Below are 19,164 nucleotides of genomic sequence, written 5' to 3' on the forward strand. Positions count from 1 at the left end.
AGGAGATGGGAAATAAAATGAAACGTTTATCTTTTCTAGACCGATATTTAACACTATGGATCTTTCTAGCGATGGCTGTTGGGATTGGTTTAGGGTTTGTGTTTCCTAGTGTAGTAGACGGACTGAATACATTGCAGGTTGGAACGACGTCTATTCCGCTTGCTGTTGGATTAATTATAATGATGTATCCACCGTTAGCGAAAGTTCGCTATGAGGAAATGGGCCGAGTATTTAAAGATGTAAAAGTGTTAGTTCTATCTTTAGTACAAAATTGGATTATTGGTCCGGTACTTATGTTTGTTTTAGCAATTATTTTTCTTCCTGATAAACCAGAATACATGGTTGGTCTCATTATGATTGGATTAGCACGTTGTATTGCAATGGTCATTGTTTGGAACGATCTTGCCGATGGAGATAAAGAGTATGCGGCAGGTTTAGTTGCTTTTAATTCGGTATTCCAAATGCTCTTTTTCTCAGTTTATGCATACGTATTTGTAACTATAATTCCAGAATGGTTAGGGATTGAAGGTGCTATTGTCGATATTACAATGATAGAAGTAGCAAAATCAGTATTTATCTATTTGGGAATTCCTTTTATAGCAGGTATGTTGACACGCTTTGTACTCGTTAAGTTAAAAGGAAGACAGTGGTACGAAAAGGTGTTTATACCGAAAATTAGTCCACTTACATTACTTGCATTGCTATTTACGATCATCATTATGTTCTCTTTAAAAGGGGAGATGATTGTTAGCGTGCCACTAGATGTAGTAAGAATAGCGATTCCGTTATTAATCTATTTTATTGTAATGTTTTTTGTTTCTTTCTTTATGGGAAGAAAAATTGGTGCAAACTATCCGGTAACAACAACGCTAGCATTTACAGCAGGTAGTAATAACTTTGAATTAGCGATTGCTGTAGCAGTTGGTGTGTTTGGTATTCATTCAGGCGCAGCATTCGCAGCTGTTATCGGACCGTTAGTTGAAGTCCCAGTCATGATTGCACTTGTAAACGTCGCTTTTTGGTTTAAGCGTAAATATTTTAATGACCAACCAGTATAATTTAAAAACAAAGGCGGAAAACAACATGGAAAATAAAAAGACAATCTATTTCTTATGTACAGGAAATTCATGCAGAAGCCAAATGGCAGAAGCATGGGGCAAACAATATTTAGGAGATAAGTGGAATGTATATTCTGCAGGAATCGAAGCACACGGAGTGAATCCAAACGCAATTAAAGCAATGAACGAAGTAAATATCGACATAACAAATCAAACATCAGATATAATTGATGCAAACATTTTAAATAGTGCTGATTTAGTCGTTACGCTTTGTAGTCATGCGGATGCTGTATGCCCATCTACTCCGCCGCATGTGAATCGTATTCACTGGGGATTTGATGATCCAGCAGGAAAAGAATGGTCTGAATTTCAACGTGTTCGCGATGAAATTGGAGAACGTATAAAGCGATTTTCTGAAACAGGGGAGTAAATAAAGGAAAGAGTCAATCTTCTATTGGATAGGGGATTGGCTCTTTTTTCTATATATAGTCACTATTGCATTGGCTTATAACAACTATCTCAACGAATACAGAATATTATGTGAGAATGATATAGTTAGAATAGTAGTATGCCTCTATTAAATATGTATAGAACAATATTGGTCATTAACAATGAATAAAATTTTGGTCTTTAGAGTAATCGAGATAGTAATCATAAAAGTAGTGTGTAATAAAAATTTTTCAGATGAAAGGAAAAAGGATGAAACAAATAATAAGAGACGTATTAATAAGTTATTTTAAAGAAATCCATACACTAATGGTAGAAGAAGAATTACATAAAAATAGCTGGCATACAGATTTACACTATAAAATTATGGTAAATGGAAAGCGATATTCCGCACGGTTTATGAATAGCAAGCGAATAATCAATCCAGCTTTTGGAGCGTTATCAAATGAACAATTGAAAGAGCAAGTACGCTTTACGTATTATTTACGTGAGCATGGAATGCCTTTTATGCAAATTAACAAGAATAAGTCAGGGGAGTCATTTACATTAGTCACTTGGAATGATGAACAGTACCGATTTATATTGTCTAATTGGATTGAAGGAGAGCATCTTACACACTGCACAGAATCTATCGCAGAATTGTTTGGAAAGAAGGCAAGAAAGATACATGATATTTCTAGTACATTTCAAAGTTCAATTTTTCAAAAGAAATCTCATTTAGATGGGTATGTTGAGTTTATTAATATGTTAGAAAGTAAGGCTAGCGCATGTAAAGACGTACGGGAATATATAAATCTAGCTAAATATCATATAGAGTGCGCATATACGAGTGAATTAGAGTTTATCGTACAAACAGACTTAAATCCTTTGAATGTTTTATGGGACTCAAATCAACAGGTAAAAGGAATTGTAGATTTTGAATCAATTGGATATGTAGACCGCATTGAAGGACTAGCCTTTTTAATAAAATGGTATTCTCAAACAGAAGGAATACAGTCTCATGAAGTATGTTCAAGTGTTGCTAGTGCATTTTTAGTAGGGTATAAGGCCCATAATATTTTAACACCAAATGATTATAAGAGACTTTCTTCCTTGTTATGGTTATCGGGTAGTTTGAATTGGAATTTTGTGAAGAAAACGCTAAGTGTAATAAGTGATGAGAGGGAATTAGAAGAACATTTAGAAGTTTATAGATTGAGGGGAGAAAGACTATCTTCATTATTAATTTGTACATAACATGTATTCTCCTAGTTTGGGATTCAAATAAGAAACCATAGGATGTGTTCTAAAAATGAAAATACAAATTGTATTGTTTGATGGCTTTGGAGAGCTTGTCTCCTTTGCACCTTTTGAAGTATTAAACAGAGCGATAGAAGGAGGGGCTCCATTTACGATTGAATTCGTTTCAAGTGAACAAAAACAAGAAGTCACTACTTCGTTTGGAGTTACGGTTAAATTACATGATTTTTTACGAATGGATAACCGTCCAGATTTGTTAATTGTACCTGGTGGTGGCTGGAATCATAAAGCAGAGCATGGGGCACGAAAGCAAGCAGAGCTTGGAACTTTGACTAAAATGATTAGCGAGATGCACAATGCAGGAACAATCGTTGCTGGTGTGTGTACAGGAGGTATGCTATTAGCTGCCTCTGGTATATTGAACGGTCGAAAGGCAACGATGCACTATTTGGCACAGGATGAAATGAGTGAATACGGGGCAGAGCTTCTTCATTACCGAATTGTAGATCAAGGCGATGTTATCACTGCAAGAGGGGTCACTTCAGGAGTTGATTTGGGACTTTGGATCACGGAAAGATTCGCAAGTCCTAAAATTGCAGCTGCTGTTGAATACAGAATGGAATATGAGAGGCGAGGTGTTGTTTGGAAGTAATTTAATTTCTTTTTTAGCCTATTTTAAATGGGAGGGTTGCCCATAAAAGCCCAATCCATATGTACTAATAATCAGTGGGGATGACAAAACTCCTACTGATTAAAGTTTCATTTTATAAATTTTACTTTATTAAAAGTTGATTTGTTAGAAAGGATAATCATTTATTGCTATAATGAATGGATGCGTGGCAGGAAATAGATAGAAAGATACTGCTAGTAATTTATACTTCAAATGTAGGGAGATTGAACAGAGTTATGGGGAATGAAAAGGAAATTAGTTCCGCTAAATTAATATGGAAGATGACGCGCCCGCATACATTAACGGCGACGTTTTCTCCTGTAATTTTAGGGACAGTGGCATCACTTTATGTTGCCAAAATTGATTGGCTTTTATTTATTGCGATGATGCTTGCATGTTTAGCGCTGCAAATAGCAACGAACTTATTTAATGAGTACTATGATTTCAAACGTGGATTAGATACCGCTGAATCCGTTGGCATCGGTGGCGGAATTGTCCGTCATGGATTGAAGCCAAAAAATGTGTTAACAGTTGCGCTTTTATTATATGTCGTAGCAGCTTTTATTGGCATTTATATTTGTATGAATAGTAGTTGGTGGTTAGTGATTATTGGTTTAATTGGGATGGCAGTTGGCTATTTATATACAGGTGGTCCACTACCAATTGCGTACACCCCGTTTGGAGAATTAGTTTCTGGATTGTTAATGGGGACATGTTTTGTACTCATTGCTTTCTTTATTCAAACGAATACTGTAACGATTGAAAGTGTATTGATTTCCATTCCAATTGGAATTTTAGTAGGTGCAATCAATATGTCGAATAACATCCGAGATATCGAAGAAGATATTAAAGGTGGAAGAAAGACATTAGTAATCCTCCTTGGGAGAGAGAAAGCTGTAGTAACACTAGCGGTAGCCTTTTTCATTGCGTATTTATGGATTGCCGTAATTGTATTAATGGGTTATATAAGCCCTTGGGCATTAGTTATGTTCCTAGGTTTGAGAAAACCAATTTCTGCGATTCAAAGTTTCCAAAAAGGGGCAAAGGATCCTGGGTATATGCGCATCGCAATGAAATCAACAGCGATGACAAATACGATTTTCGGCTTCTTATTATCAGCAGGATTATTAATTAGTTATTTGTTTTAAATGAAAAATATTGTTAAGTAACTTAACCCCAGTTTCTCAATTTTAATATAGAGAGATTGGGGTTTTGATTTTGTTTAATGCTAAAAACAGTTTTATTTGAAATGCAAATACCAATAAATTGCAACTTCATCATTTTCAATATCCAAACCTTTATAAACAAGAAAATCAAACCCACCAATTACAAATCCACATTTTTCATAAAATTTACATGCTGCGACATTATTGTTTTGCGTTTCAAGCATGATACCGGGCATATTGCCTTTTTTTGCCCACTGCTTTGCTTGATCAACTAATCTTTTACCAACGCCGAGTGTACGATATTTTTTATCCACCGTTATATCTTCTATGTAAGCATAGTGGTTCCAATTCTTTTTCAATATTATTAATCCGATGATTTGGTTATGTAACAATGCTATGTAAATTATTTGATTAGGTTTATTTATATACTCATTGTACGCCAGTTCTTCATTATCATATTGATTTTGTAAATAACTTTTTTCATAACTCGGAACGTCTTCTACTGTATATTCTATGCGTCTATTTACTTTGGAAAGAGAAAGAATTAACCGAGCATTCACTATAAAACTGTCATCAATCTCCGGGAGATTATCTAAATCATTTGTTTCTAACTCTCTAATTACAAGGTTCATCGGGGCACCTCCACATAATATTTCTTCTGATTCTTTATTTGGTTCAAATGAATTCCAATTATAAAATTATAATAGAGTTTCAATGGTAAGGCTATCTTTGTATCAATATGCTATCATCTTGATAGGAAAATGTTATTTAGAAAGAGTAGTATTTTTTATTTTGGATGTATATCCAGTTTTCAAATTTAACTGTAATAGAGAAAAAATATTTTTTTAAAGAGTGGATGCAATACGCTATTCTTTAACTAATTTCGACATTATCTGCATTTTATCTTCACCTTCCTCTATTAATCTATTTATTGTAAATATTAGCTGAAGTTAATGTTTAGCTGCATAAATAATGAATATGAAAATGAGTAGGGAAAGGATTGAAACATAATGAAAGAATTACAAAATAAGAAAAAAACAAGTGTAGTAACTAAGGCAATACTATCTCTAGGAGTTGTTTTAGCAACGACCTTATTCACGTTCTTTTTAATAGGAAAATGGAACGCTATCCCAGCGAAAGGGGTAGCGAATGAAAGTAGTAACCCAGTTAATACACAACAACAAGAAAAGAAAAAAGAAACACCACCGGCAAAACAGAAAAAACCTGATGGAAAACCAGTAGGAAAGGTTGTTTATTTAACATTTGATGACGGTCCTAGCGAATTAACTGGGAAATTTTTAGATGTACTAAAAGAGCAACATGTTGCTTCGACATTTTTTATGCAAGGTAGCAATTTACAGAATACAGGTTTTCAGGAAAATGTAAAACGAGCAGTAAAAGAAGGACATTATATTGGTGCACATAGTATGACACATAATAGTGATAAGCTATACAAAAAAGGACAATTTGTAACGGAGATGAAAGAAACGTTAGCTCTTATTCATAATATTACAGGTACAACTCCTAAACTAGTCCGTCCCCCATACGGATCTGCACCAGGATTAAAGGGGCAGGACATTCGTAACAAAATTGTAGAAGCAGGAATAAAAGTTTGGGATTGGACGATAGATTCAAATGATTGGAAATTAAAAGGTAATCCCACTCAGATTATCGAAAATGTAAAGAAACAGACAACAGAAGAAGTAGAAGTTGTTTTAATGCATGAAAAGGCACAAACATTACAAGCTCTTCCTGAAATTATTAAATTTTATAAGGAAAAAGGATATGAATTGGGGGTATACAATGAAGCGGATCATTTTCAACTAAACTTCCAGAAAGATCAACGTCTATAGTATAAACATAATTATTTTAAAAAGGTGTTTTCCATTACTAAATCAATAACTAAGCCAAAAGTCGATTTCTTATTTTATAAAGAAATCGGCTTTTCGTTTGTATATTACGTTACAAGAGTTTCCTTATTTTCTCCGGAATGTCCTTTTTAGAAATGTATGCAACAGAGTCTTTATAGTAAGAGTATTTTGTTTGGGATAGTCAAAAAACGTATATTACAATATAAAAATTCACTTTAATACTAAAGGATACATGACAACGATTCCTATAAATCCTTCTCAATAATTGAAAATAAAATCAATCCAGATTATTATATTGTTATTGTAATTATAAATGTAATTACATTTTATTGAAGGAGGATACAAAGATGAAAAACTCAAAAGGCTCTATTGAATCAGAGATAAGCAAAGCAATTACTCACTGGGAAAAGGACTACCTAGGACGCGGGTCTATATCCGTTAAGACAGATATATTACGGGATATGATTATCGTAAATTTACAAGGTATTTTAACGCCGGCTGAATATACGGTTTGCGAAACGAAAGACGGTATGCTAACGATAAAGAAAAATCGTTCGGAGCTAGTTGAATCTGGAATTGAAGATTTGAAAGAGATTATTCTAGAATTAACTGGAGAAAAAGTGAAAAGCTTTCATACGGATATAAGCTCCCGTACTGGTGAACGAGTAATGATTTTTAAATTGTTTCATAATCTTGAGGAAAAATTTTAAAAATTAAAATCACCGTAGGGTTAGTGGGAGATAATTAAGAAGCCTAAAAGTTTTGCACTTTATTTAAATTTATTAACATGATAATAATTAAAAACTTGAAATTATTTACGTATACTGAATTTTAATTGGAATAACGCTCAAAAAAAACTGATAAATAAATTGACAAACTGCTTAATATAGTTTATCTTATAATTGTTTTAAAAAATTAATAGATGCTTATTTTAACTGTTTGCTATAATTAAGGCTTTAGCATTTTTTTAATATGTAATATTGACTAAATGAAAAAGTTTCTTAATTGAAAGATAGCGCATAACATAAATTGATATATTGATTGCATAATCTAGGAGATCAGAGATATACTGTTATTTTTAATAGGAGTAATACATACATTACTATCCTCTATAAAATGGGAGCTCTTCAAAAAACTTTATTGAAGTTAGTTGAAGTGAAACCGACAATCTCCATAATTCAATGATGATATAAAATCATTGAATTATGGAAGTTGTCGGTTTTTTTTATGGGAAAAAACGATGCACTAAAAAGAGTGAATGAAAATTGAAATTAAAAGGAATTTTTATAGGTTATTTTCGTTTGGAAGGGAGTATGTAATATGTTAATTTCGCTAAGTTCATCAACACTGTTAACTTTATTTTTTATGGCACTTAGTGCCTCTTGGCTAAGTGGATTATTGTTTTTACATGCAAGGATACCTTTACGTTTTGTTCATATCCATATTGGTATCGCTGCTTTGCCTTCATTGGTTTCTTTACTTGCACTTGTTAATAACAATGGAGATAGAGTTGTGGGGCCTTGGCATCTAGATACTTTAGCTTGGCTCATGTCTTTCTTTGTTCTTACAATTGGCTTAATTATTCAGCGATTTTCTGTACGTTACTTAATGGGGGATCGCTCATATCGAAAATACTTTGCACTTTTTACATTTACTACAAGTATATCTTCAGTTGCATGGTTGAGTGATGACCTTCGTATAATGATTATTTGTTGGGGAGCAACGCTTATAGGATTGGTTCTACTTATAGGGCTAAATAAAGGGTGGAAAGTAGTTAGTGAAGCAACAAAAATCTCTGGATATTTATTTGCAATAAGTTGGATTGCCTTACTATTAGCTATAATCTGGCTGTTTCAAATAACTGGACAGTGGCAGTTAACATCAGTTTTAACGAATGAAAATTTAGTGCAACATGGAAGATTGGAAAAAACAGTAATCAATTTATTAATTATAGTAGCTGTGATGATTCCGGCAGCACAATGGCCTTTTCAGAGATGGTTAATTGAGTCTGCTGTTGCTCCAACTCCTGTTTCTGCTATTATGCATGCGGGTTTAGTAAATGCTGGCGGTATCATGTTAACTAGATTTTCACCTCTTTTTCATGATGATATTGCACAAATAATTTTACTAATTTTCTCTAGTATTTCTGTCTTAATAGGTACAGGAATTAGTTTAGTCCAAGTTGATTATAAACGTCAGCTAGTAGGTTCAACTATTGCACAAATGGGATTTATGCTTATTCAATGTGCATTAGGCGCCTATTTAGCGGCTGTTATTCATTTAATTTTACATGGTTTGTTTAAAGCTACACTATTTTTACAAGCTGGTTCTTCAGTGCAACGTTTTGGGGTAGTGAATCAGTCTAATGAAAAGATGTCCAATTTATGGATTATAGTTGGGCGTGTTTTAGGATTATTTATAGCAATTACTTTCTGGTTTATGACTTCTGGAGAGGGGTATCAACTAGTTAGTGCGTTAATCTTAGGATGGTCACTATACTTTTCATGGAAACAGCTTGTTGTTTTTGGAGAGGGAAGAATGGGACGAATTGCTGGCTTAATTGTTTTGATTGGATTTTCTCTCATTTACTTTACTGTTCATAATTCTCTTTATAAATGGTTGCATACTGATATTTATCAAAGTGTTCAACCTTCAGCTCCAGCCGTTATCTTTGTTATATGTATTTTACTATTTAGTAGTGTTATTAGTACTTTCGTTACTCGTCATCAATCTTCTACTTTATCCGCTGTACTTTATCTTTGGTTAGTTCGAGTAGGTGAGGCGAGACGAAAGTCAGTAGAAAGTCACCCAAGCTATCTGAAACATTATGTATCAAAGGGAGGTAATTCGTGATGAGCATACCGTCAATATTAAAGAAAGATACAAACATTGATATGCAAGAAAATAATATAAATGATTTAGTGGCATCTGCTAGCCGAGTTATTGCACCACTTTGGCCTATCTCTACGTTTGCAGCTCATCACCCTTGGATGGGACTTGAAAAGCAATCATTTGAACAAGTCGCAAATTGGTTAAAAGAAGCTCGTAATGTGGATATTTATCCTAGTGCCTCCATGATTCATTCGGCAAAAGCGAAAGGTGAGATTGAGGAATCATTTTTACAAATGAGTTTGTCTCGTTGGCTGGATTCACAATCTTTTCATATTCCGCGAGAGAAAGCAGAGCGATTTTGTCAAGCAGCTTTAAAGTTAGAAAAATTACCTTCTGGTCTATTAGCATCGCCAGAAGTAAATAAATTGGCAGAAGAAATGAGTTATATAAATACAGCAAGTATGAAAGCCTCTGTTATGCAGCCAATAAGTTCGCTTATAGAGAATCAAAATAGTGAAAACCTATCTGATGTTCTTAATTATCATATCATTAAATGGTGTAAATTATATCTTGATGACTCCGGATCAAGTTGGACGATGCCAAATCGAGAGAAAGGTTTTTATCGTGCATGGCAACACCTTATTAAATTTGATCCAGCGCTCAGTAAAAATGAGCGTAAAGTTTTAAAAGATTGGCCACAAGATGCCGAAGTAGCTTTAGCGAGAGCATTATCTGAACTAGGAATTTCTGAATCTAACATACAATCTTACCTTGAAGGGCACTTGCTTTCTTTGCCTGGGTGGGCAGGAATGATACGATGGCGCTCACAACAATCAATTCAGGAACAGGAACTTCTCATAGAATATTTAGCAGTTCGAATTTCTATGGAGCTGGCTATTGCAAAACCTTATTTACCTTTAAAAAATCAAAAGGTTGAGAAAAAAGTTTCGATCGTCCCACTTATAGCTTCTTGGATCTATTGGGGGAATATTTCAACACGGGAATGGTTACAAATGCCTGCTGCTGAACAAAGTGAATTATTAGTATTCGCTTATCGTTTTGATGAAAATATTCGCAGAAAACTTTGGCTGGAAGCTTGGGAACAAACGCATGCAGAGCAATTAAGGGAGAAGATTGCTTCTAAACAACGTGCAACCGATGATAAAAAGCGTGTATTAGCTCAATTAGCATTCTGTATCGATGTACGTTCAGAACCGTTTCGTCGCCATCTTGAAAAATTAGGTCCGTTTGAAACATTTGGGATAGCTGGTTTCTTTGGATTACCAATTGCAACTAGTGAACTAGGTAGTAATAACAACCATCCTTCTTTGCCAGTTATACTCAAACCGAAACATCAAATAAAAGAGCTCACAAATGAAAATGAACTTAAATCTTATGAGCAACGTAAGAGGGTAGGCAGCTCGGTACGTTATACATTTAAAACGATGAAACAGAACGTACTGACAAGTATGGCGCTACCTGAGTTAAGTGGTTCTTTACTTGGTCTACAGATGGTGACAAGAAGTTTTGTCCCAAGAGGAGTTGGTGGTTTCATTCGTAACCTTCGTAAAACTATGTTACAAAAACCTGATACAACATTTTCGCTTAATCATGTTCATGACACAAAGGGTGAGATACCTATCGGTTTTACTAAAGAAGAAAAAGTGAACTATGTGCGTCAAGCTTTAAAAATGGTGGGATTAACAGAAGGTTTCGCTCCTTTAGTTGTCATGTGCGGCCACAGTAGTCAAAGTACGAACAATCCTTATGCTGCAGCGCTTGAGTGTGGTGCGTGTGGCGGAGCAGCGGGAGGGTTTAATGCAAGAGTTTTCGCTACTTTATGTAATCTTCCAGAAGTGAGAGAGGCGTTGTCTGCTGAAGGTATTAAAATTCCTAAGGACACCATTTTTGCAGCAGCTGAACATAAAACAACAGTGGATGAATTGGAATGGATTTACGTCCCAGAACTTTCGGAAACTGCGCAAGAAGCATTTGATTGTATCGAGTCGATTATGCCAAATGTGAGCCAACATGCAAATAGAGAGCGTTTAACGCAATTACCAAATTTTAAAACGAAAATAAAAAATGCGAGTAAAGAGGCACATCGATTTGCAGAAGATTGGAGTGAAATACGTCCAGAATGGGGATTAGCTCGTAATGCATCTTTTATTATCGGGCAACGAGAATTAACTCAGGATTGTGACTTAGAAGGTAGGGCTTTCCTCCATAATTATGATTGGAAACAGGATGAAAGTGGCGATATATTAGCTAACATTATTGCAGGACCAGGAACAGTAGCTCAGTGGATAAATCTACAATACTACGCTTCAACTGTAGCTCCTCATTATTATGGTAGTGGAAACAAAACAACCCAAACCGTAACGGCTGGTCTTGGTGTTATGCAGGGAAATGCAAGTGATTTGTTGCCAGGCTTACCTTGGCAATCCGTTATGCAGTCAGATAGTGAGACGTATCATTCACCACTTCGTTTACTAATTGTAATTCAAGCGCCTAGTCAATATATAGAACGTTTGCTAAATAATGATTTCACATTTCGAGAAAAAGTTCAAAATGGATGGGTTAGACTTGCAAGTGTTGATCCAGAGGGACGCTGGAAAAGCTGGTAACAAACATGTAATGAATTATCAACTATTGTTACTAGCTTAAAAGTTTCATAAATACAATAATGAAGAAGGAGTGCTCCATATGAATTCAAAGAATAAAAAAGTTTTATTGTTAACAGACATTAAACATGGAATAGAGCCTATTATCCAACAAGTAACTAACATTCAACAAGAAAACATATTGACTATACACAGCTACGATTCTGTAATTGTACATCCTTATGGAGATATAATGAGATCTATTATTATTGCTATTTATCAAGAAAATGTTGAAGAAATTTTTGTTGTAGGAATAGAGGATAAAGAAACTGATGTAGTTAATCTACAAATTCAACGTGATTCCATAAAAAATAACAGGGAACTAGACTATCTCTTTGAAAATTGCATGCCTGAATTTTCAAGTGGTAGCCTTGATGAATGGCTAAGTGGAAAAGAAAATGTTAGTGAAAATATTGAGAAGAGTATAGATATGATTTGTCATCATCCACTAGTACCGTCTGATGTTAAAGTTTATGGTTTCAAGATTGATAGAACAAGGGGAAAAGAAACGGTCGTTAAAATTCCTACTAAAAAAATAGTTGAAAAAGTTAACTAATTTATTAAAGACAAATAAATTCTTATGTAAAAATTGCTGTTGTATAATAAAATTTATTATGTTTTAAAAATCAGAAGGGATAGCCATGCAAAATAAAATTATTGTTATGTTTCAAAAAGATTTTCGTTTATATGATAACCCAGCTCTATTTGAGGCTGTTCAGTCTGGTGAGGTTCTTCCTGTATATATACAAGATGAAACTTTTTCAATAGGAAGTGCGTCAAAGTGGTGGTTGCACCATGCTGTAATAGATATAAAGAAGCAACTTGAGGCATTGGGCTCTACTTTAATAATTCGTAAAGGACGTACGGAGGAAGAAATACTTTCTCTCATAGAGCAATTAGATATAACGGCTGTATATTGGAATATTTGTTACGATCCGGACAGATTACAAACTAATCAAAAAATGAAAATGATGTTAGAGGATAAAGGTATTATCTGTAAAGAATTTAATTCGCATTTATTATTAGAACCGTGGATTATAAAAAAGAAGGATAACACTGAATATAAGGTTTTTACGCCTTTTTATAATGCATTTCAAAAGCAGGTAATACCTGAGCCTATTAGAAAAGTGCAGAGTATAAAGTGGGGAAGCTCTTTACCAGCAAGCTTATCTGTTTCAGAATTACACTTGTTGCCGACTATACCGTGGACATCTCATATGGAAGCAATATGGGATCCGACAGAAGAAGGGGCATATAAAACATTCAAGAAATTTTTCTCTAGCAAATTAGTCTCTTATAGTGAAGGAAGAGATTTTCCAGATCAAAATGTCCATTCGATGTTGGCACCGTATCTTTCATTTGGTCAAATATCAGTAAAGCTAATGTTTCATTACTTAATAAATAAAAGTACCGAAAGACAATGTAGTCTTTTTGAAAAACAAGTTAATAGCTTTATACGTCAATTAATTTGGCGAGAATTTTCTTATTATTTACTATATCATTATCCATTTACAGTATATAGACCTCTTAATAAGAGCTTTGAAAATTTCCCGTGGGATAAGGAAGAGGAGTTATTAAGAGTATGGCAGAAAGGTGAAACTGGTTATCCGTTCATTGATGCGGGAATGCGGGAGCTTTGGCAAACAGGTTTTATGCATAACCGGGCAAGAATGGCTGTAGCCTCTTTTCTTGTAAAGCATTTGTTAATTCCGTGGCAAGAAGGAGCAAAATGGTTTATGGATACACTACTAGATGCTGATATTGCAAATAATACAATGGGATGGCAATGGGTTGCTGGAAGTGGAGCAGATGCATCACCGTACTTTCGTATTTTTAACCCCATCACACAAGGAGAAAAGTTTGATAAAAATGGAGAGTATATAAGAAGATGGGTACCAGAATTAAAAGATATCCCAAACAAATATATACATAAACCTTGGGAAGCACCTGAGCATATTTTACAAAAATCCAATATAAAACTTGAGGATACATATCCTTATCCGATTGTTGATCATAAGGCAGCGCGGGAGAGAGCACTTTGTGCATATAAAAGTATGAAAGAATTTGTATGAAATAGGTTAAACAATATATATTTTGAATTTTAATATTAGAATTTTATCCATTACAAGGACATACTAATCATATAAAGTTTCTATAATCTTCTAGTAAAAAGGAGAATGTTTATGAAAAAATCTAGTATTATAGTATTTTTACTAACATATGGTTTGTTTTATGTTTCTAGTGTTTTATTCCCTATTGATCGTACTTGGTATGATGCGTTAGAAAAGCCGTCTTGGACACCATCTGGTATGACAATCGGAATGATATGGGCTGTATTATTTGGACTTATTGCATTATCAGTTGCAATTATTTACAACAACTATGGATTCAAGCCAAAAACATTTTGGTTTTTATTCCTTTTAAATTATATATTCAATCAGGCATTCAGCTATTTTCAATTTAGCCAAAAGAATTTGTTTTTAGCAACAGTAGATTGTTTACTAGTCGCTATTACTACGTTACTTCTCATTATGCTTTCCTATCATTTATCTAAAGTATCGGCATGGTTGCTAATCCCATATTTTTTATGGTCTGTATTTGCTACATATTTATCTTGGACAATTTATAGTATAAATTAAAGACGTAAATAAAAACTTGAGCATAATAACAATGCTCGAGTTTTTATATTTATTAATGATAATCTAAAGTATAGAATATACACATCTTAGGGAGGTCATATGTGTGAAGAAATGGATGAAAATTGTTCTGTACTCTGTATTAGGTATTTTAATTATCGGAAGTATTACTTTTTTAACTTGGTCTCAGTTTACTTATAAACCGACGAAAGAGGCTTTGTCGTTAGTGGATGATAAAAAAGATGAAGATTATATAGCTTTTGGAGAGAAAGATGCTAAAGTAGGGGTTATTTTTTATCAAGGAGCTAAAGTAGAAGCCGAGGCTTATAGTTATTTAGGAGAAGCTCTTGCAAAAGATGGACATTTTGTAGTAATGCCTAAATTACCATTAAACTTAGCGATATTTGGAATAAATGAGGTAGATAGTGTAATTGAACAGTATCCTGAAGTTCAAAAATGGTATGTTGCGGGGCATTCAATGGGCGGAGCTATGATTTCTAAGTATGCCTCTCAGCATAAAGACAAGGTAGACGGAATCATTTTCTTAGGTTCTTATCCTGCAGATGACTTCTCTACAAAATTGATCCCGATGTTATCAATTTACGGGGAAGTAGATGCTTTAGCAACTGTAAAAAAAATAGAGAACAATAAAAAGTTCATGTCAAAGAATACAACTATGCACATGATAAAAGGGGGCAATCATGCTCATTTTGGTATGTATGGTGAGCAAAAAGGTGATAATGCGAGTTTAATTACGCCAAAAGCACAACGAGATGAAACAGTGAAAGTAATTGAAGAATGGTTATTGAAACAATGATAACGAATTTAATAAATCTACCGAAAGAATTCTCCCAGCGGTAGATGAAAGAGAGAATAAAGAGCCAACTCGTATGAATTGGCTCTTTTATTTATTTGCTATCTCCAATTGTCCCCTTATTTTCTCCGGAATATCCTCTTTAGAAATAATATCGTAAGAATACACATACTTTCCTTTCACATGAATTTTTAAGTAAGTTTTTCTTATAAAATCATTAGGCGTGTTCGTTCCAACTTTATATTCTTTTTCATTGCTTAATTCATCAACAGCTTTTAGTGAGTACATAGCTTTTCCTTTTTGATGATAATCCGGAACACCATATCCTTTCGCAACGGCATATACATTTTTTTCTTCAGCAATCGGATTAAATCTGTCTAAATCCCCGCGCAATATGAAAGGTAGTAAGTATATAGGAAGGCCTATTCCTAATATGCAAATTACAAATTTCTTCATGGTCATTTCTCCTCTTGTTCATTTACAGGATTCAGTATAGAAAAAAATTCTTATAAATATAGAGGGAAATTCCTTAAAGTTTTCTTAATAAAGTTTAACCGTGTGAAAAAAACTAACTTGAGCATTAAGCTTACGGAATGAATAACCAAATAACTTTTTTTCTTTATTTTTTGATATTTCTTAAGAACCTATCAAGAAATAAGTGAGTTTTAGGATTTAGAATAAATGTATCTTACAGTAATAAGAGAATTATCTAAATAAATTAGAGTGAGAACAATTAAAGAAAGTATCTTGTGGGTTGCTTTTTTCTTTTGGAATAGAGAATCACATGAGTCAGTTACATGTAATGCAGCGCTGTGCTTCTATGTCACTGAAAAATCCAATGATAAAAAAAGAGGGGGAAGGCATTTTTTATTGAAGTTTGTTAATGATAGATTTTTAACTAGTTAGGGGGGGATCGTAAAATAGATTATTAATCTCTTTGATAATTTTTATTTTCCTTATAGTTGGCATATTGTATTAGAAATTTTAAATTTTGAAAGGAGAATCAATAATTATGGGTAAGAAAAGAAGAATAAGTAATAAGTTATTACTTGTCAGTGCAATTTTTACAATAGCAATTCCCTCAGTCTCATATGCGGAGGAAGTAATTTCACCTGAAAATTTTACGAGTTCTTCAAGTTTGTATGAGGGACGGAATACGGAAGTATTGAAAACAAGCTTATACCCTTATACATATAATTATCCGTTTAACTACCAATTTATTTCGAAATTAAAGGAAGCAAACACAACTATAAAAAAAGTAGACAACAGTGATGATGAAAATCCTATTAAATCTACTACTCTTTCATTTATTCGCCATATGAATAGTGAAGATTATAAATCTGCATTTGATTTAACCTCAAGGTCATTACAGAAAATAATATCCGAAGAATGGCTGAAGAGCTATTGGGAGGGACTCCCAGTACAATTACAAGCAGGTTCTTTTATAGAAATTGGAGAGGTTACACAAAAAGAGACAAATCCTGTTCATACAAATGTGGAGATTCAATTAGTTTTTGAAAAAATGACTGTACCTTTACTAATTAAACTAGATCCATCTGGAAAAATAGACGATTTTCAACTCAGCATGTCGTTTAGTCCTGTTGCAGAGCGTCCATCATATAGTAAGCCTGAGTCATTTGTTGATAAAGAAGTAGTAGTTGGAAGTGGTGCATTTCCATTACCAGGAACATTGTCGGTTCCAAAAGGAAAGGGTCCTTTTCCAGCGGTTATTCTTGTTCAAGGATCAGGAGCAACTGATTAGGATGAAACAGCGTTTGCTTTAAAACCATTTCGCGATTTAGCTGAAGGTCTTGCATCGAAGGGAATTGCTGTCCTTCGCTATAATAAAAGAACTTATGAACATGGGTTGAAAACACAATTCAGTCCCTTTTATATAGTTGATAAAGAGACAACAGATGATGCTCTTCTTGTAACTCAATTTCTTAAAAATGAGCCTCTAATAAATAAGAATCAAATATATATTCTTGGTCATAGTCAAGGTGGAATGATGCTTCCGAAAATGATTGAAAAAGACCAAAATAAAAATATTGCTGGGGCAATTGTAATGGGAGGGCCAGCTCGTACGATCCAAGACGTTGTTTTAGATCAATTTGAGTACCTTTTTTCAATTGGAGCAATGAAACTAGATGAATATAAATTCTACAAATCACAATTTGAATTATTAAATGATCCAAATTTCTCTGGTCAGAATCCCCCAAAAGATTTTCACTTAGGATCAGCAGTATTTTGGGATTCTATACGGAAAATTAAAGCGGCCGAAATGTCAAAAGAACAAAAGACACCGCTTTTTATTATTCAAGGAGAACGAGACTATCAAGTTCAATCAAAAATTGAAATTCCTCTTTGGAAAGAACAATTAAAAGAACGAGATAATGTAGATTATCGACTATATCCAAAGTTAAATCATTTCTTTACAGAGGGGGATGGGGGAATAAGTAAGCCAGATGAATATTATAGTCCTGCTAATATCCCTGAGTATGTTTTAAATGATATTGTTACTTGGGTGCAAGGCAAATCGCAATTAAATTAGCAACCATATGTTTTAATAAAGACTTTCTTTCCGTAATCAAAATAGAAATATTTTTATTAGGTTATATGTTTTTTAAAAGCACTCTTTGAAAAGGAGTGCTTTTTTATTTTTCTATGATTTCTATAAAACAATGGGCTTGCCTTCCAAACAAATCGTTATTTGTAGCGCTTTTATCAAAGCAAAGTTCTAGTGACATTTCTTTGATATTAAAAACATGAATAACCTATTGTGTGAAATTTTTCGAAAATTTAGGTTTAACATCTTTAAAATAGGTGTATTACATATTACATAACAACTAAATAAAAAATAAAAAATCTAAAGGAGGAAAGATACCATGCATACGAACGAAAGAAAACCGGTGGTTTATGAATATCAAAATGAACAGGAAGTAGTTATAAAAGTAAAAGAGCTAGAATTGCAAGGGATTCGCCAAGATGACATTTACGTCTTAACACATGAAAAACATCTAACAAAAAAGATTGCGGATGATACAAACACAAATACGATTGGAGTAAAAGAACAAGGATTGGGAACAAGTATTATCAACTTTTTCTCCAAAAAAGGGGACGAACTTCGAAATCAAATGGAAGAAATGGGGTTGTCGAAGGAGGAAGCTAACTTATATGAAGAAAAACTAGATCAAGGGAAGATTTTACTCCTAGTAACAGCTGAAGTACCAATGGCGAATGATAGGCAGCCGCAAAACTATCATTCTCTGTAATAGATTGCAACATCTGATAAATAGGTAAGGTAATTATTTTAGGTTGTAGCATTGAAGAAAATAAAAATAGAAAAGGATGAGAAAAATGAAACATACAATATTTAAATATGCTGTGATTGGAATTACGACCGGAGTCATAGTCTCCCTATTAAAAAAAGAAAATCGGAAAGCTATACAAACAAAAGGAAAAAGCGTAAAAGAAAAACTACAAGAAGGAAACATAAAGGAAACATTGGAGAAGGTAACTGAGACAAGTAAACAATTTTCTGTAACTGCAGCTAATGTTGCAAAACAAACATTACCACAACTGCTTACAGCCACACCAGTTGTCATTTCTACCATTAAAGACTTAACAGAAAACGAAAATAATAAAAAGAAAACAGGTGAAAAGGATTACGAAATAAATGAAAATAGTAAGAACTTAGACGGGGAAAAAACGAAAAATGAAAAGAAATATGTGAAAGAAGGGAAAGAAGAGAGTGCCTAGATTTAACTC

Annotated in this window: 17 protein-coding genes and 2 pseudogenes; 16 read left to right on the forward strand and 3 right to left on the reverse strand. The window is 33.7% G+C overall.

Translation table 11 applies throughout. From position 1 onward, the window contains the following. Positions 1 to 17 precede the first annotated feature (17 nt). From arsB to menA, 5 genes are all read left to right on the forward strand, one after another. Positions 18 to 1,058, forward strand: coding sequence for an ACR3 family arsenite efflux transporter (arsB, locus tag ACO6VI_RS15945; protein WP_023522411.1), 1,041 nt, complete (start codon positions 18 to 20; stop codon positions 1,056 to 1,058). 25 nt (positions 1,059 to 1,083) lie between these two features. Further along, a complete protein-coding gene (gene arsC / locus ACO6VI_RS15950; protein WP_023522410.1) occupies positions 1,084 to 1,488 on the forward strand; it encodes an arsenate reductase (thioredoxin) in 405 nt (134 codons plus the stop codon). A gap of 269 nt (positions 1,489 to 1,757) precedes the next feature. Continuing rightward, a complete protein-coding gene (locus ACO6VI_RS15955) occupies positions 1,758 to 2,741 on the forward strand; it encodes a phosphotransferase (protein WP_063547859.1) in 984 nt (327 codons plus the stop codon). Positions 2,742 to 2,796: 55 nt separating this feature from the next. After that, positions 2,797 to 3,396 (forward strand): DJ-1/PfpI family protein, encoded by a 600-nt coding sequence (locus ACO6VI_RS15960; RefSeq protein ID WP_063547858.1) that lies wholly within the window; start codon positions 2,797 to 2,799, stop codon positions 3,394 to 3,396. A gap of 254 nt (positions 3,397 to 3,650) precedes the next feature. Beyond that, entirely contained in the window at positions 3,651 to 4,562 is a 912-nt protein-coding gene (gene menA, locus ACO6VI_RS15965) for a 1,4-dihydroxy-2-naphthoate polyprenyltransferase (RefSeq protein ID WP_088020625.1), read from the forward strand. A 92-nt stretch (positions 4,563 to 4,654) separates the two neighbouring features. On the opposite strand, the gene satA is transcribed toward menA, so the two are convergent. After that, on the reverse strand, positions 4,655 to 5,212 hold the full coding sequence (satA, locus tag ACO6VI_RS15970; protein ID WP_088020626.1) for a streptothricin N-acetyltransferase SatA: 558 nt from the start codon (positions 5,210 to 5,212) through the stop codon (positions 4,655 to 4,657). Positions 5,213 to 5,590: 378 nt separating this feature from the next. Between satA and ACO6VI_RS15975 the strand changes: the two genes are divergently transcribed. The 8 genes from ACO6VI_RS15975 (at position 5,591) to ACO6VI_RS16010 (ending at position 15,399) form a co-directional block, all read left to right on the forward strand. Continuing rightward, on the forward strand, positions 5,591 to 6,433 hold the full coding sequence (locus ACO6VI_RS15975; RefSeq protein WP_088020627.1) for a polysaccharide deacetylase family protein: 843 nt from the start codon (positions 5,591 to 5,593) through the stop codon (positions 6,431 to 6,433). 365 nt (positions 6,434 to 6,798) lie between these two features. Next, complete coding sequence (locus ACO6VI_RS15980; protein WP_000798162.1) at positions 6,799 to 7,161, forward strand: DUF2294 domain-containing protein; 363 nt, start codon at positions 6,799 to 6,801, stop codon at positions 7,159 to 7,161. A gap of 610 nt (positions 7,162 to 7,771) precedes the next feature. Further along, positions 7,772 to 9,304: an NADH dehydrogenase subunit 5 gene (locus ACO6VI_RS15985; RefSeq protein WP_063547854.1), complete on the forward strand. Its 1,533-nt coding sequence runs from the start codon at positions 7,772 to 7,774 to the stop codon at positions 9,302 to 9,304. Continuing rightward, positions 9,304 to 11,910 (forward strand): DUF2309 domain-containing protein, encoded by a 2,607-nt coding sequence (locus ACO6VI_RS15990; RefSeq protein WP_063547852.1) that lies wholly within the window; start codon positions 9,304 to 9,306, stop codon positions 11,908 to 11,910. The genes ACO6VI_RS15985 and ACO6VI_RS15990 overlap by 1 nt, the downstream gene beginning before the upstream one ends. A gap of 79 nt (positions 11,911 to 11,989) precedes the next feature. Next, on the forward strand, positions 11,990 to 12,502 hold the full coding sequence (locus ACO6VI_RS15995; RefSeq protein ID WP_161519811.1) for a carbonic anhydrase: 513 nt from the start codon (positions 11,990 to 11,992) through the stop codon (positions 12,500 to 12,502). Between the two features lie 85 nt (positions 12,503 to 12,587). Next, positions 12,588 to 14,018 carry a cryptochrome/photolyase family protein gene (locus ACO6VI_RS16000; RefSeq protein WP_088020631.1) on the forward strand — a complete coding sequence of 477 codons (1,431 nt, stop codon included), beginning with the start codon at positions 12,588 to 12,590 and terminating at the stop codon, positions 14,016 to 14,018. Positions 14,019 to 14,129: 111 nt separating this feature from the next. Beyond that, the gene (locus tag ACO6VI_RS16005; RefSeq protein ID WP_140157127.1) at positions 14,130 to 14,585 is read left to right on the forward strand and encodes a TspO/MBR family protein; all 456 of its coding nucleotides are present in this window, start codon (positions 14,130 to 14,132) and stop codon (positions 14,583 to 14,585) included. Between the two features lie 103 nt (positions 14,586 to 14,688). Next, a complete protein-coding gene (locus ACO6VI_RS16010) occupies positions 14,689 to 15,399 on the forward strand; it encodes an alpha/beta hydrolase (protein ID WP_088020633.1) in 711 nt (236 codons plus the stop codon). An 87-nt stretch (positions 15,400 to 15,486) separates the two neighbouring features. Here the strand turns inward: ACO6VI_RS16010 and ACO6VI_RS16015 are convergent, their stop codons facing one another. Continuing rightward, the gene (locus ACO6VI_RS16015; protein WP_088020634.1) at positions 15,487 to 15,852 is read right to left on the reverse strand and encodes a YxeA family protein; all 366 of its coding nucleotides are present in this window, start codon (positions 15,850 to 15,852) and stop codon (positions 15,487 to 15,489) included. A 556-nt stretch (positions 15,853 to 16,408) separates the two neighbouring features. Here ACO6VI_RS16015 and ACO6VI_RS16020 point away from each other — a divergent pair. Then, a pseudogene (locus ACO6VI_RS16020) lies at positions 16,409 to 17,947 on the forward strand (DUF3887 domain-containing protein). 118 nt (positions 17,948 to 18,065) lie between these two features. On the opposite strand, the pseudogene ACO6VI_RS16025 reads toward ACO6VI_RS16020, so the two are convergent. Next, a pseudogene (locus ACO6VI_RS16025) lies at positions 18,066 to 18,143 on the reverse strand (acyl dehydratase); the annotation flags it as partial. 138 nt (positions 18,144 to 18,281) lie between these two features. Between ACO6VI_RS16025 and ACO6VI_RS16030 the strand changes: the two are divergent. Then, entirely contained in the window at positions 18,282 to 18,668 is a 387-nt protein-coding gene (locus tag ACO6VI_RS16030) for a general stress protein (protein ID WP_063547838.1), read from the forward strand. A gap of 85 nt (positions 18,669 to 18,753) precedes the next feature. Beyond that, positions 18,754 to 19,155, forward strand: coding sequence for a hypothetical protein (locus ACO6VI_RS16035; protein ID WP_000683216.1), 402 nt, complete (start codon positions 18,754 to 18,756; stop codon positions 19,153 to 19,155). The last annotated feature ends 9 nt before the right edge of the window (positions 19,156 to 19,164 follow it).

It is taken from the genome of Bacillus sp. PSXD-155 (assembly GCF_049310765.1).
GTDB classification, from domain to species: Bacteria; Bacillota; Bacilli; order Bacillales; family Bacillaceae_G; genus Bacillus_A; species Bacillus_A cereus.

Excerpts from the sequence above, each read along its gene's own strand:
- ACO6VI_RS15990 (WP_063547852.1), top strand. The coding sequence starts at position 9,304 with ATGAGCATACCGTCAATATTAAAGAAAGATACAAACATTGATATGCAA.
- ACO6VI_RS16015 (WP_088020634.1), bottom strand. The coding sequence starts at position 15,852 with ATGAAGAAATTTGTAATTTGCATATTAGGAATAGGCCTTCCTATATAC.
- satA (WP_088020626.1), bottom strand. The coding sequence starts at position 5,212 with ATGAACCTTGTAATTAGAGAGTTAGAAACAAATGATTTAGATAATCTC.
- ACO6VI_RS16030 (WP_063547838.1), top strand. The coding sequence starts at position 18,282 with ATGCATACGAACGAAAGAAAACCGGTGGTTTATGAATATCAAAATGAA.
- ACO6VI_RS16000 (WP_088020631.1), top strand. The coding sequence starts at position 12,588 with ATGCAAAATAAAATTATTGTTATGTTTCAAAAAGATTTTCGTTTATAT.
- ACO6VI_RS15980 (WP_000798162.1), top strand. The coding sequence starts at position 6,799 with ATGAAAAACTCAAAAGGCTCTATTGAATCAGAGATAAGCAAAGCAATT.
- ACO6VI_RS16035 (WP_000683216.1), top strand. The coding sequence starts at position 18,754 with ATGAAACATACAATATTTAAATATGCTGTGATTGGAATTACGACCGGA.
- arsB (WP_023522411.1), top strand. The coding sequence starts at position 18 with ATGAAACGTTTATCTTTTCTAGACCGATATTTAACACTATGGATCTTT.
- ACO6VI_RS15955 (WP_063547859.1), top strand. The coding sequence starts at position 1,758 with ATGAAACAAATAATAAGAGACGTATTAATAAGTTATTTTAAAGAAATC.
- arsC (WP_023522410.1), top strand. The coding sequence starts at position 1,084 with ATGGAAAATAAAAAGACAATCTATTTCTTATGTACAGGAAATTCATGC.
- ACO6VI_RS15975 (WP_088020627.1), top strand. The coding sequence starts at position 5,591 with ATGAAAGAATTACAAAATAAGAAAAAAACAAGTGTAGTAACTAAGGCA.
- ACO6VI_RS15960 (WP_063547858.1), top strand. The coding sequence starts at position 2,797 with ATGAAAATACAAATTGTATTGTTTGATGGCTTTGGAGAGCTTGTCTCC.
- ACO6VI_RS16005 (WP_140157127.1), top strand. The coding sequence starts at position 14,130 with ATGAAAAAATCTAGTATTATAGTATTTTTACTAACATATGGTTTGTTT.
- ACO6VI_RS15985 (WP_063547854.1), top strand. The coding sequence starts at position 7,772 with ATGTTAATTTCGCTAAGTTCATCAACACTGTTAACTTTATTTTTTATG.
- ACO6VI_RS15995 (WP_161519811.1), top strand. The coding sequence starts at position 11,990 with ATGAATTCAAAGAATAAAAAAGTTTTATTGTTAACAGACATTAAACAT.
- menA (WP_088020625.1), top strand. The coding sequence starts at position 3,651 with ATGGGGAATGAAAAGGAAATTAGTTCCGCTAAATTAATATGGAAGATG.